General features: G+C 75.5%; 13 protein-coding genes. 3 read left to right on the top strand and 10 right to left on the bottom strand.

Annotation, left to right across the window (positions count from 1 at the left end; all coding sequences use genetic code 11):
* The first annotated feature begins 13 nt into the window (after window positions 1-13).
* Window positions 14-994: a type I pantothenate kinase gene (gene coaA, locus LG379_RS02615; RefSeq protein WP_225753020.1), complete on the top strand. Its 981-nt coding sequence runs from the start codon at window positions 14-16 to the stop codon at window positions 992-994.
* A gap of 3 nt (window positions 995-997) precedes the next feature.
* Here the strand turns inward: coaA and LG379_RS02610 are convergent, their stop codons facing one another.
* The 6 genes from LG379_RS02610 to LG379_RS02585 all read right to left on the bottom strand — a co-directional run bounded on the left by LG379_RS02610 (window position 998) and on the right by LG379_RS02585 (window position 6924).
* The gene (locus LG379_RS02610) at window positions 998-1711 is read right to left on the bottom strand and encodes a DedA family protein (protein ID WP_225753019.1); all 714 of its coding nucleotides are present in this window, start codon (window positions 1709-1711) and stop codon (window positions 998-1000) included.
* Window positions 1712-1911: 200 nt separating this feature from the next.
* Entirely contained in the window at window positions 1912-2550 is a 639-nt protein-coding gene (locus LG379_RS02605) for a peptide deformylase (RefSeq protein ID WP_225753018.1), read from the bottom strand.
* Complete coding sequence (gene glmM / locus LG379_RS02600; protein WP_225753017.1) at window positions 2547-3896, bottom strand: phosphoglucosamine mutase; 1350 nt, start codon at window positions 3894-3896, stop codon at window positions 2547-2549. The genes LG379_RS02605 and glmM overlap by 4 nt, the downstream gene beginning before the upstream one ends.
* Before the next feature lie 143 nt (window positions 3897-4039).
* Window positions 4040-4522, bottom strand: a complete 483-nt coding sequence (rpsI, locus tag LG379_RS02595; RefSeq protein WP_225753016.1) for a 30S ribosomal protein S9 — start codon at window positions 4520-4522, stop codon at window positions 4040-4042.
* A gap of 39 nt (window positions 4523-4561) precedes the next feature.
* Entirely contained in the window at window positions 4562-5020 is a 459-nt protein-coding gene (gene rplM / locus LG379_RS02590; protein ID WP_225753015.1) for a 50S ribosomal protein L13, read from the bottom strand.
* A 227-nt stretch (window positions 5021-5247) separates the two neighbouring features.
* Window positions 5248-6924, bottom strand: a complete 1677-nt coding sequence (locus LG379_RS02585; RefSeq protein WP_225753014.1) for an ATP-binding cassette domain-containing protein — start codon at window positions 6922-6924, stop codon at window positions 5248-5250.
* A gap of 96 nt (window positions 6925-7020) precedes the next feature.
* On the opposite strand from LG379_RS02585, the gene LG379_RS02580 reads away from it, so the two are divergent.
* On the top strand, window positions 7021-7464 hold the full coding sequence (locus tag LG379_RS02580) for a DUF5709 domain-containing protein (protein WP_225753013.1): 444 nt from the start codon (window positions 7021-7023) through the stop codon (window positions 7462-7464).
* A gap of 42 nt (window positions 7465-7506) precedes the next feature.
* Here the strand turns inward: LG379_RS02580 and LG379_RS02575 are convergent, their stop codons facing one another.
* Both LG379_RS02575 and truA read right to left on the bottom strand, forming a co-directional pair.
* Window positions 7507-8292 (bottom strand): GAF and ANTAR domain-containing protein, encoded by a 786-nt coding sequence (locus LG379_RS02575; RefSeq protein ID WP_225753012.1) that lies wholly within the window; start codon window positions 8290-8292, stop codon window positions 7507-7509.
* 46 nt (window positions 8293-8338) lie between these two features.
* Complete coding sequence (gene truA, locus LG379_RS02570) at window positions 8339-9313, bottom strand: tRNA pseudouridine(38-40) synthase TruA (RefSeq protein WP_370634412.1); 975 nt, start codon at window positions 9311-9313, stop codon at window positions 8339-8341.
* A 148-nt stretch (window positions 9314-9461) separates the two neighbouring features.
* On the opposite strand from truA, the gene LG379_RS02565 reads away from it, so the two are divergent.
* Complete coding sequence (locus LG379_RS02565) at window positions 9462-10247, top strand: ROK family protein (protein WP_225753011.1); 786 nt, start codon at window positions 9462-9464, stop codon at window positions 10245-10247.
* On the opposite strand, the gene LG379_RS02560 is transcribed toward LG379_RS02565, so the two are convergent.
* Both LG379_RS02560 and rplQ read right to left on the bottom strand, forming a co-directional pair.
* The gene (locus LG379_RS02560) at window positions 10231-11016 is read right to left on the bottom strand and encodes an alpha/beta fold hydrolase (protein WP_225753010.1); all 786 of its coding nucleotides are present in this window, start codon (window positions 11014-11016) and stop codon (window positions 10231-10233) included. The genes LG379_RS02565 and LG379_RS02560 overlap by 17 nt on opposite strands.
* Window positions 11017-11212: 196 nt before the next feature.
* On the bottom strand, window positions 11213-11830 hold the full coding sequence (gene rplQ / locus LG379_RS02555) for a 50S ribosomal protein L17 (protein ID WP_225753009.1): 618 nt from the start codon (window positions 11828-11830) through the stop codon (window positions 11213-11215).
* Window positions 11831-11887: the final 57 nt, after the last annotated feature.

The raw sequence follows: 11887 nt of genomic DNA, 5'->3' as shown, positions 1-11887 counted from the left end.
GCAGACTGCTCCCATGCCGGCAGCAGACGTGGCCCGTGCGGCGGTGCACGGGCCACCCACGAGCCCCGCCAGCCCGTACGTCGACCTGGACCGGGCGACGTGGAGCCGGCTCTCCGCCGCGACGCCGCTCCCGCTGACCGACGCCGACGTCGCGCGCCTCCGGGGCCTGGGCGACCCCATCGACCTGGCGGAGGTGGACGCGGTCTACCGGCCGCTGTCCCGTCTCCTGGCGCTCTACGTCGAGGCGACGGCCGGGCTGCACGCCGCGTCGTCGACGTTCCTCGGGGAGCGCGCCGCCCGGACCCCGTACGTCATCGGCGTCGCCGGCTCCGTGGCGGTCGGGAAGTCCACGACCGCGCGCCTGCTGCGCGAGCTCATGGCGCGCTGGCCGGCGACGCCCCGGGTCGAGCTCGTCACCACCGACGGCTTCCTCCTGCCGAACGCCGAGCTGGAGCGTCGGGGCCTCATGGACCGCAAGGGCTTCCCGGAGTCCTACGACCGGCGCTCGCTCCTGCGCTTCCTCACCGCGGTGAAGGCCGGCCGGGCGGAGGTGCGCGCGCCGGTCTACTCCCACCTCACCTACGACATCGTGCGCGACCGGGAGGTCGTCGTGCGGCGGCCGGACGTGCTCATCGTCGAGGGCCTCAACGTCCTGCAGCCCGCGCGGCCCGCGGTGGGCGGGTCGAACCTGGCGGTCAGCGACTTCTTCGACTTCTCCATCTACGTCGACGCCCGCACCGGCGACGTCCGCCAGTGGTACGTCGACCGGTTCCTGTCCCTGCGGCGCACGGCCTTCGCGGACCCGGCGTCGTACTTCCACCGGTACGCCTCGCTGAGCGACGAGGAGGCGGTCGTGCGGGCGACGAGCATCTGGGACTCGATCAACGCCCCGAACCTCGAGCAGAACATCCTGCCGACCCGCGGCCGGGCCACCCTGGTCCTGCGCAAGGGCGGCGACCACTCGGTCGAGCGGGTCCGCCTCCGCAAGCTCTGACGCTCAGAGCGCGGCGCGGGACCCCGGGTCGGGCGCCGGCAGGACCACCGTGGGCAGCGCGACCACGGCGTCCACCGTCGGGAGGCCCGGCGCGACCGTCATCCCGCCTCGCCCCCGCACGCGCTCCAGGAGGCGACGCAGCACCGCGTCGACCACGAGCCCGAGGGCCAGTCCGACGACGACGCCCACGGCCGCCGCGAGGAGGGGCCGGTCCTGCAGCCAGACGCCGGCGCCGACACCCAGCGCCGTGGAGTACAGCGCCCAGACGACCGAGCCGAAGGCCGCGAGCGCGGTGAAGCGCCGCCGCGAGTAGCCCACCGCCCCCGCCGTCATGTTCACCGCGACACGGCCGATCGGGACGAAGCGCGCCGCGATGATGTAGGACGCGCCCCGGTCGGCGAGGGCCAGCCGGGCCCGGTCGAGAGCCCGCCCGGCGCGCTCCCCGCGCAGCACCGGGATCCGCTGCAGGGGCAGTCGTCGGCCGATGGCGTACGCGACCTGGTCCCCGGCGAACGCCCCCAGCGCCGCGACGACGACCACGAGCCACAGCTCGGGGCGCCCGGTCGCCGCGGAGACCGCGGCGAGGGCGATGACGGCCGTCTCGGACGGCACGGGCGGGAAGAAGCCGTCCAGGGTGGTCAGCACCCACAGGGCCACGAAGGCCCACGGGGAGCCGACGAGCGCGACGACCCAGTCCGCGGCAGCAGTCGGGTCCATGCGTCCTCCCCCCGGGCGTCGCTGCCCGATGCCCGCCGTGTGCTCGTCCAGCCGGGGCACGGGCGACCGGCGGAGCCGGCCCCGTCCGGGCCGATGTGCTCACGGTAGGTCCGCGCAGGCCTCCAGCGGAATGGGTGAGGACCCCGATCGCACCCTGGCCGGTGCGCGCACGGCCCCGTACGGGTCCGGGGATGCGCCCGTCAGCCCTGGGGCAGGTCGAAGCCGAGCGCCTGCGCGGCGCGGTGCGGCGTCGCATCGGCCCAGCGCAGCCCGTTGGGCGGTGCCACCAGCGACCGCATCTCGGCCTGGTCGACGTAGAGCCGACCCAGGAGGTGGTCGGTCTCGTGCTGGACGATCCGGGCCGGCCAGCCGTGCAGCACCTCGTCGACGTCGGCGCCGCGCTCGTCCTGGCACCGCAGGCGCACGGAGCGCCACCGGGTGCGGACCGCCTGCCACCCGTCGACGCTGAGGCAGCCCTCGTAGTGCCCGACGCGCTCGTCCCCCACCGCCTCGTACCGCGGGTTGACGAGCACCCGGAAGGGCACGGGCGTCCGCTCGCGCGCGGTGGCCGTCTCCTCGTCCACCGCCCACTGGTCCTCGACGACCGCGATCGCCAGGCTCAGGCCGACCTGCGGGGCCGCGAGGCCGACACCCGGGGCCGCGTGCATGGTCGCCCGCATCGCCATGAGGAGCTCGGCGAGCAGGCCGTCGTCGAGCTGCCCGTCGTAGGGCTCGGCGAGGGCGCGCAGGACGGGGTCGCCCGCCTGGACCACGGGCATCGGCTGCGGTCCGGCGAGGAGCTCCTCGACGCGGTCCCGGACCTCCGTCGCGGAGCTCACAGCGCGAGGCGCTCGCGCACCACCCCGGCCAGCCGCTCCGCGACCTGCTCCGCGTGCGCCTGCTCCGCGGCCTCCACCATGACCCGCACCACGGGCTCGGTGCCGGACGGGCGCAGCAGCACCCGGCCCGAACGGCCGAGCTCGGCCTCCGCCGCCTCGACCGCCGACCGGACGCCGTCGTCGGCCCCGGCACGGGTGCGGTCGACGCCGGTGACGTTGAGCAGGACCTGCGGGAGCCGCCGCACGGACGAGGCGAGGTCCTCCAGCGAGCGGCCGGTCTGCGCCACCCGCGACGCGAGCTGCAGGGCCGTGAGGGTGCCGTCCCCGGTCGTGCCGTGGGCCGCGAGGATGAGGTGCCCCGACTGCTCGCCGCCCAGGCTGTACCCGTGGGCCCGCATGGCCTCCAGGACGTACCGGTCCCCGACGGCGGTCTGCACGGTGCGGACACCGGCGTCCGCCATCGCCAGCTGCAGGCCCAGGTTGCTCATGACGGTGGTGACGAGCGTGTCCTCGACGAGCTCGCCGCGCTCCTTGAGCGCGACCGCCAGGACGCCCATGATCTGGTCCCCGTCGACGAGCCGACCGGTCGCGTCGACGGCGAGGCAGCGGTCGGCGTCGCCGTCGAACGCCACGCCGAGGTGCGCCCGCGCCGCGACGACGGCCGCCTGGAGCTGCTCGGGGTGCGTGGAGCCGCACTGCTCGTTGATGTTCCGCCCGTCCGGGGAGGCGTTGATGACGACGACGTCCGCCCCGGCGGCGCGCAGCGCGGCGGGCCCCACCTCGCTCGCCGCGCCGTTCGCGCAGTCGACCACGACGCGGAGCCCGTCCAGGAGCGCGGGCAGCGTCGCCACGAGATGGTGGACGTAGCGCTCTCCGGCCCCGCCGACGTCCGGCGTGATGCGCCCGACGGCGGCACCGGTCGGGCGGTCCCACGGCTCCCGCATGCGGGACTCGATGAGGTCCTCGATCTCGTCGTCGAGCTTGTGGCCGCCGCGGGCGAAGAACTTGATGCCGTTGTCCGGCATGGGGTTGTGCGACGCCGACAGCATGACGCCGAGGTCCACCCCGAGCGCGCCGGTGAGGTACGCGACCGCTGGCGTCGGCAGGACGCCGACGTCGACCACGTCCACGCCGGCGCTCGCGAGGCCGGCGGAGACCGCGGCGGACAGGAACTCCCCCGACGCCCGCGGGTCGCGCCCGACGACGGCGCGCGGCCGGTGCCCCTCGAACTCACCCCGCGCCGCGAGGACGTGCGCCGCGGCGACGGACACGTCGAGCGCCAGCTCCGCCGTGACGTCCCGGTTCGCCAGACCGCGCACACCGTCGGTACCGAACAACCGCCCCATGGACCAGCCTCCTCGTTCCTCGCCGACTGTCCCACAGGACCGGTCGGTCGTGCCTCGCTCGAACCGCTGCGCCGCGCTCCTGCCCCGCACGCACCGACGGCCCCGATGGGAGTCCATCGGGGCCGTCGGTGGAGCGGCTGAGGTCAGCGCTTCGAGTACTGCGGGGCCTTGCGGGCCTTCTTCAGGCCGGCCTTCTTGCGCTCGACCACGCGGGCGTCGCGGGTGAGGAAGCCGGCCTTCTTCAGCGCCGGACGGTTGTGCTCGGCGTCGATCTCGTTGAGCGCACGGGCGATGCCCAGGCGCAGGGCGCCGGCCTGCCCGGAGACGCCACCGCCGTCGATGCGGGCGATGACGTCGAAGCGGCCCTCGACGTCGACCAGCTTGAGCGGGCTGTTCACCAGCTGCTGGTGCACCTTGTTCGGGAAGTAGTCCTCGAGCGTGCGGCCGTTGATCTTCCACGTGCCGGTGCCGGGGACGAGGCGCACGCGGGCGACCGCCTCCTTACGACGGCCGAGCGCCTGGCCCGGTGCCGTCAGGCTCTGGCCGCGGCCGGTCGGCGCGCTCGTCTCGGAGGTGTAGCTGGTGGGCGTCTCGTCGCCCTCGATGTCAACGGTGGTCTCGGCCACTGGTCAGTCCTCGCGTCCTGGGGTACGTGGAGATCGGTCTCAGCGGCCGACGGGCTGCTGAGCGACCTGGGTGATCTCGAAGGGCTTCGGCTGCTGGGCCGCGTGCGGGTGCTCCGGGCCGGCGTAGACCTTCAGCTTGCTGATCTGGGCACGGCCCAGGGAGTTGCGGGGCAGCATGCCGCGGACGGCCTTCTCCACCGCCCGCTCGGGCTTCTTGGCGAGGAGCTCGCTGTAGGGGACCGCGCGCAGACCGCCCGGGTAGCCCGAGTGGCGGTAGGCGAGCTTCTGCTCGCGCTTGTTGCCGGTGAGCGCGACCTTGCTCGCGTTGATGATGATGACGAAGTCGCCCTGGTCGATGTGCGGGGCGAACGTCGGCTTGTGCTTGCCGCGCAGCAGCGTGGCGACGTGGGACGCCAGGCGGCCGAGGACGACGTCGGTCGCGTCGATGACGTGCCAGGTCCGCTCGACGTCGCCGGGCTTCGGGGTGTACGTGCGCACGGTCGTAGCCTTCGTTTCTGGTGCTGCTCAAGTGGCATCGTCGCAGGGGCGCGAGGCGCCCCGGGGCTTCGATGAGGTCAGGTGCCGCGCGACCGCGACCGGCGAGTGGGAGGCACCGGTCCGCTGGGACGCACAACGACACGCCAGAGTACCCGTACGCGGGCACGAGGGTCAAAACCTGCTAGTGCCGTGCGGCGAGGTCCTCGCACACACCCGCGCTCCCGCCGTCAGCGCGCCCGCTGCACCCGCTGGACGTCCCACACCGGTTCGGGCGTCTCCACCACGGTGCCGTCCTCCCCCACCACGAGGAACCGGTCGAAGCCCCGCGCGAACCACCGGTCGTGCGTCACGGCCAGGACGGTCCCCTCGTACGCCGCCAGGCCCCGCTCCAGCGCCTCCGCCGAGTGCAGGTCCAGGTTGTCCGTCGGCTCGTCCAGCAGGAGCAGCTTCGCGCCGGACAGCTCGAGCAGCAGGATGTGGAAGCGCGCCTGCTGCCCGCCGGACAGCGTCTCGTAGCGCTGCTCCGCCGCGGCGACGAGCTCGTACCGGTCCAGCGCCTTGCTCGCCGGCTCGCGTCCCATGCCCGCCCGCTGCCCCTCCCCGCGGTGCAGGATCTCCAGCAGCGTCCGGCCGTGCAGCCCAGGGTGGGTGTCGCTCTGCGCGAACCAGCCGGGTCGCACGCGGGCACCGAGGGTCAGCCGGCCGGTGTGCACCACCGGGGCAGGCGGCCGCTCGAGCACCTGGTCCGGTGCCGGGTCGGTCCCGCCCGCGGCGAGGAGGCGCAGCAGGTGCGACTTGCCCGAGCCGTTCGAGCCGAGCACCGCGACGCGCTCGCCGAACCACACCTCGAGGTCGAAGGGCCGGAGCAGCCCGGTGAGCTCCAGGCGGTCGGCGACGACGGCGCGCTTGCCCGTCCGGCCGCCGCGGAGCCGGACCTGCACGTCCTGGTCGTGGGTGAGGACCACCGGTGGCCCCTCGTCCTCGAAGCGCCGCAGCCGGGTGCGCGCCGCCTGGTAGCGCGAGGCCATCCCGTCGTTGAACGTCGCCTTGACCTTGAGGTCGTTGACGAGGCGACGCAGCTGGGCGTGGTCCTCCGCCCAGCGGCGGGTCAGCTCCTCGTGGCGCTCCCGGCGCGCGGCGCGGGCGTCGGCGAAGGTGGAGAACCCGGCGCCGTGGACCCACAGCCGCGATCCGACGGCCGTGGGCTCGAGGCTCGCCACCTGCGTGGCGGTGCGGGCCAGCAGCTCGCGGTCGTGGCTGACGAAGAGCACCGTCTTGTCCGATGCGGCGAGCCGGGTCTCGAGCCACCTCTTGGTCGGCACGTCGAGGTAGTTGTCCGGCTCGTCCAGCAGGAGCACCTCGTCCGCGCCGCGCAGCAGCGCCTCGAGGACCAGCCGCTTCTGCTCGCCGCCGGAGAGGCTGCGGACCTCGCGGTACTGCGCGCGCTCGAAGGGCACGGACAGCACGGCGTCCGTGACGCGGTCCCAGGCCGTCTCGGCCTCGTAGCCCCGCACGTCGGCCCAGTCGGCCAGCGCCTGCGCGTACCGCAGCTGCGCGGGCTCGTCGTCGACCTCCATGATCGCCAGCTCGGCGGCGGCCAGCTCCCCGGCGGCGTCGCGGATGGCCGGCGGGGCGAGCGCGGCGAGGAGGTCGCGCACGGAGCGGTCGTCGTCGATGCGGCCGACCGCCTGCCGCATGACGCCGAGGCCGCCGCTGCGCACCACGACGCCGGTGTGCGGTGCCTCGTCCCCGGCGACGAGGCGCAGCAACGTCGTCTTGCCCGCGCCGTTCGGTCCCACGAGGGCGACCTTCGCGCCGTCCCCGACCCGCAGGTCGACGTCGGCGAGGAGCGGCCGGCCGTCGGGCAGCACGTACCCGACGCCCTGCACGTCCACATGACCCATGGCCGCAGTGTGCTCCACCCCGGGCACGCCGGACGACCGCACCCGGGGCGTCGGGCTCCGGATGCGACGCCACAGCGGCGGTGCGACCGTGGCGGCATGACCACTCCGAGCAACGAGTTCACCGGCGACACGCCCGCCACCTCGGCCGACCCCGAGCACGGCGCCGAGGGCGACAGCGACCAGCTCCAGCAGGAAGATACGCTGCTCGACCGCGGCGTCGACAGCATCCTGGACGAGGGCTACTCCCCGCCGGAGCACCCTCCGGGCAACCGGCTGGAGACGCACCTGGACCAGGCGCTCGGTGAGCGCCTGGACGACAAGCTCGCGCAGGAGGAGCCGGAGGTCTGGGACACCCTGGACGAGCCGACCGCCGGCGCCCGGGAGGCGGACCGCGCCGGCCGGCTGGCCGCCGACGAGGCCGGTCCCACCGGCGAGCCGACCGCGGACACGATGGCGCGCGACGTCGGCATCGCGGGCAGCGGCGCGACGGCCGAGGAGGCCGCCGTGCACATCATCGAGGAGGACGACGGCACGGTCTGAGCAGGCCGACCGGGCGCTCCTGCCGGCCTCCGGCGTCGGCGGCTACGCCGTCCCGGCGCGCGGGCGACCGGGGCCTTGTTCCCCGACCTGCTCCCCGACCTGCTCCCTGCCCTCGACGACGGCGCGCGCGACCTCGCTGATCCCCCGCGAGGACGCGCGCGCCGCGTCGCGCAGGAGGGCGAACGCCTCGCCGACCTCGATGCCGTGGCGCTCCGCGACGAGACCCTTGGCCTGCTCGATGACCACCCGGCTGTCCAGGGCTCGCTGGAGCTGACCGGCGAGGGTCTCGGCGTCCGCGACGGCCCGGTGCTGCACGAGGGCGCCGGCGGCGGCCTCCCCGAGCGAGGACAGGACGGCCACATCCCCGGGGGCCAGCGCGGGCGCCGCGTCGAGGAAGACGTTGAGCGCACCGACCACCGAGCCCCGGACCTGCATCGGGATGCCGTAGGCGGCACGCACGCCGAGCGCCCGTGCACCCTGGTACCAGGCGGGCCACCGGTCGACGACGTCCTCGACGTCGTCGACGACGACCACCCGGCGCGCCCGGACGGCGGCCAGGCACGGGCCCTCACCGGACCGCACCTGCACGATCTCCAGCAGCGCCGTCGTGTGGTCGGTGCTGGCCAGGAGCTCCGCGTCGGCCCCGTCGGGCTCGGACACGAGGAGCATGCCGGCGGCGCGCGCCTGCACGAGGTCGACCGCGAGGTCGACCAGGCGCTGCCCGAGGTCCGCCACGGTCCCGCAGGCGTCGGACGACGCGTACGACGTCAGGTCCGCGATCGTCGCGGCGACGCGGACGGGATCGGTGCTGGGGCGGCTGTCGGACACTGGGCTCCTTGACGTCGGCATGCGGGGGGCGCGGGCCCCGGCGCTGTCAGGATTGTGCCCGCACGCCCGGCTCCTCGTCATCCGGGACGACACCGTCGGCGTCCTCGGGCGCGCGGCGCGCCCGCGTGCGCTCGGCGCGCTCCCCGAGGCGCTCCGCCGTCGGGTACGCGACCTCCTCGAGCGTGAGGCCGTGGGCGGGCGCGACGACCGCGGCGCCCTCCCGGCGCCGTCCCGCGAGGAGCTCGGTCGGCCAGCCGACCTCACGTCGCCCCTCGCCGACCGCCACCAGCGCGCCCATGAGGGACCGGACCATCGAGTGGCAGAACGCGTCTGCCTGGACGATCGCGAGGACGAGGCCCGCGTCGGGGCCGTGCTGCGGTCGGACGACGTCCAGCACCTGCAGCGTGCGGATGGTCGTCGCGTCGGGTCGGGCGCGGCAGAACGCCGCGAAGTCGTGCCGCCCCACCAGGCCGGCGGCCGCCTCGCTCATCGCGGTCGCGTCGAGGGGCAGGCGGTGACGGACGACGTGCGCGCGCCGCAGCGGGTCGACCTGCGCGACGTCGTCCGCGATGCGGTACGCGTAGCGGCGGTGCAGCGCGGAGAAGCGCGCGTCGAAGCCCTCGGGGGCCACCGCCGCCCGGTGGACGACGACGTCGGGCGGCAGCACACCGGCGAGCCGACGGACGAGGACGTCGCCCGGCTCGCCCTCCATCCGGCCGCGCACGGCCAGCCACACGGCGTTCTCCACGTCCACGTGCGCGACCTGGCCGCGGGCGTGGACGCCCGCGTCGGTGCGCCCCGCGACCGTGAGCCGGGGGGGCGGGCAGCGCAGCACGGTGCCGAGGGCGGTCTCGAGCGTGCCCTGCACCGTGCGCAGCGTGGGCTGCGCCGCCCAGCCCGCGAAGCCGGTGCCGTCGTACGACAGGTCGAGCCGCACCCGGACGACGTCGTCGGACCGGGCCGTGCCCGCGTCGGCGCGGGGGTCGACCGGCGCGGAGGCGGGGGTCCAGGTGTCGTCCACGGGCCCACGCTAGCGAGAGGGCCGTGGCGCGACGCCGACAGCCCGCCTAGCCTCACGGTGGCGGGTACGTGGCGGGCACGTGGTCGGCACGTGGTCGGCACGGCAGTCGGCACCGCCGACGGGCGGACGGCGGGCGGACGGTGGGCGGGTGACGAACGGGACGACCGAGGGCGGCCTCACGCTCGCGGTCGACTGCGGGGGTGGGGGCATCAAGGCGTCCGTGCTCGACGCGGCCGGGACGCTGCACGTGCCCCCCGTCCGGGTCCCCACGCCGTACCCGCTGCCGCCGGAGCGGCTCGTGCAGACCATCGTGGAGATCGCCGGGGGCCTGCCGGCCGCGACCCGCGCCACCGTCGGGATGCCGGGGATGATCCGCCACGGCGTCGTCATCGCGACACCGCACTACGTCACGCGCGCCGGGCCGCGGACGCGGGTGCTCCCGGAGCTCGTCGAGGCCTGGTCGGGGCACGACATGGCCGCGTCCCTCGGCGCGGCGCTCGGCCTGCCCGTGCTCGTCCTCAACGACGCCGAGGTGCACGGCGCCGGGGTGGTCTCCGGCAGCGGGCTGGAGCTCGTGCTCACGCTCGGCACGGGGCTCGGCTCGGCGCTCTTCGACGGCGGGGTCCTCGCCCCGCACCTGGAGCTCTCGCACGCGCCCCTGCGCCGGGGGGTGACGTACGACTCCTACCTGGGCGAGCCGGAACGCCGTCGGCTCGGGGACGGCATGTGGTCCCGCCGGGTCCGGCGCGCCGTGGAGGGTCTGCGCCCGGTGGTCCGCTGGGACCGCCTCTACCTCGGCGGCGGCAACGCCCGTCTCGTCAGCCCGACGGCGTTGGCGGCACTGGGGGACGACGTCGTCGTCGTGCCCAACTCCGCCGGGATCGTCGGCGGGGTGCGGGCCTGGTCGCTGCGCCGGATCACCGACGCGCGCTGAGCACCCCGCTCGGCCGGCCGGCGGACGCGCCGGCCGCAGCCGGTGCGCGCACCGCGGGAGGGTCCACCTCCTCGAGCAGCTCGAGCAGGACCCGCGTGAAGGCGACCGGCCGGACCAGGGAGGCGAGGTGCGTCGCGCCCCGCACGACGACGCGCCGGGCGCCGGGGCGCGCCGCGAGGAACGCGCGCTCGTGCAGCCGGAAGTGGTCCCACTGCCCGTTCGCGAACCACACAGGGCAGGTGACCCGCGCCAGGTCGGTCCGCGGCTCCACCGCCCGCATCGCGGTCAGGAGGTCCACCATGACCTCGAGGGCGAACCCGCCGGCCGCCACGTCGGTCGCCCCGTCCGGTGGCAGCGCGCGGTCCACGAGCGCCTGGTTGAGCGCCGCACCACGGTCGGGCAGCCGGCCGATGAGCCGAGCCGCCTGCCGCCACGCCTCCGTCAGCACCGTGTCGGGGTCGGTCGAGCAGCCGGACAGCAGCAGGGCCGCTGCCCCGCCCGGGTTCCGCGCCGCCCACGTGGTGCCGAGGTACCCGCCGAGCGACAGACCGACGACGACGGCGCGGCCGCCCACGTCGTCGACGGCGTCGCCGATCGCGTCCAGCGCGGCCTCGACGGTGAAGGTCTCCTCGACGCGGCGGCCGTGCCCCGGCAGGTCGGGCGCGACCGCACGACGCCCGGCCCGCTCCAGCGCCTCGAGCTGGGCCCGCCACATCGTGCCCGACGTGCGCGCGCCGTGGAGGAGGACGACCGGCAGGGGCAAGGGCATCCGCCCACGCTAGCCACCTCCCCGGGGGCGTACGAGGGGAACGCCGAGCCGAGGGCTGCCCCGTCGCGACGGGGCGCAGTGCAGTGGGCGCCGAGCCCGGCAGCGGGGCCGACTCCATCCCGGCTGGTGCCGACAGCACGAGGGGCCCGGAGCATCGCGCTCCGGGCCCCTCGTGACGGGGTGCTGCTGGACGGGGTCAGGCCTTGTCGGCCTTGTCCTCGCCGTCGACCTCGGTGGCGTCCGCCTCCGTGGCGTCGTCGGCGGCCGTGTCCTCGGCCGACGCGGCGCTGGGAGCCGACTCGGCGGACTCGGCCGACTCGGCGCTCTCGGCCGACTCCGCGCTCTCGGCGCTGTCCGCCGACTCGGCCGACGCCGCGGCGGGGGCCGCCGCAGCCGGCGCCGCCGCCTTCTTCGTCGCCTTCTCGGCCTCCCGCACGGTGGCCTGCTTGGGGCTCACCGGCTCGAGGACGAGCTCGATGACGGCCATGGGCGCGTTGTCGCCCTTGCGCGGGCCGATCTTCGTGATGCGGGTGTAGCCACCCTGCCGCTCGGCCATGGCCGGCGCGATCTCCGTGAAGAGCTCGTGCACGACGCCCTTGTCCCGGACGACCGTCAGGACACGACGGCGCGAGGCGAGGTCGCCGCGCTTGGCGAAGGTGATGAGGCGCTCGGCGAGCGGGCGCAGCCGCTTCGCCTTGGTCTCGGTCGTGGTGATGCGACGGTGCTCGAAGAGGCTCGTCGCCAGGTTGGCGAGGATGCGGCGCTCGTGCGCCGGACCGCCACCGAGCCGCGGACCCTTGGTGGGCGTGGGCATTCTGTACTCCTCAGTTCATCGAACGGGACCGCGCCGCGGACGGCTCGGTCCTCCACG

Source organism: Actinotalea sp. Marseille-Q4924 (assembly GCF_916618755.1).
Classification (GTDB): domain Bacteria; phylum Actinomycetota; class Actinomycetes; order Actinomycetales; family Cellulomonadaceae; genus Actinotalea.
Note: the sequence above shows the minus strand (reverse complement) of the source record. Positions and strands in the feature narration are given on the sequence as shown.

Bases quoted from the DNA above. Each gene is read 5' to 3' on its own strand.
- coaA (WP_225753020.1), top strand. From the start codon at position 14: ATGCCGGCAGCAGACGTGGCCCGTGCGGCGGTGCACGGGCCACCCACG.
- LG379_RS02610 (WP_225753019.1), bottom strand. From the start codon at position 1,711: ATGGACCCGACTGCTGCCGCGGACTGGGTCGTCGCGCTCGTCGGCTCC.
- glmM (WP_225753017.1), bottom strand. From the start codon at position 3,896: ATGGGGCGGTTGTTCGGTACCGACGGTGTGCGCGGTCTGGCGAACCGG.
- LG379_RS02585 (WP_225753014.1), bottom strand. From the start codon at position 6,924: ATGGGTCATGTGGACGTGCAGGGCGTCGGGTACGTGCTGCCCGACGGC.
- LG379_RS02580 (WP_225753013.1), top strand. From the start codon at position 7,021: ATGACCACTCCGAGCAACGAGTTCACCGGCGACACGCCCGCCACCTCG.
- LG379_RS02560 (WP_225753010.1), bottom strand. From the start codon at position 11,016: ATGCCCTTGCCCCTGCCGGTCGTCCTCCTCCACGGCGCGCGCACGTCG.
- rplQ (WP_225753009.1), bottom strand. From the start codon at position 11,830: ATGCCCACGCCCACCAAGGGTCCGCGGCTCGGTGGCGGTCCGGCGCAC.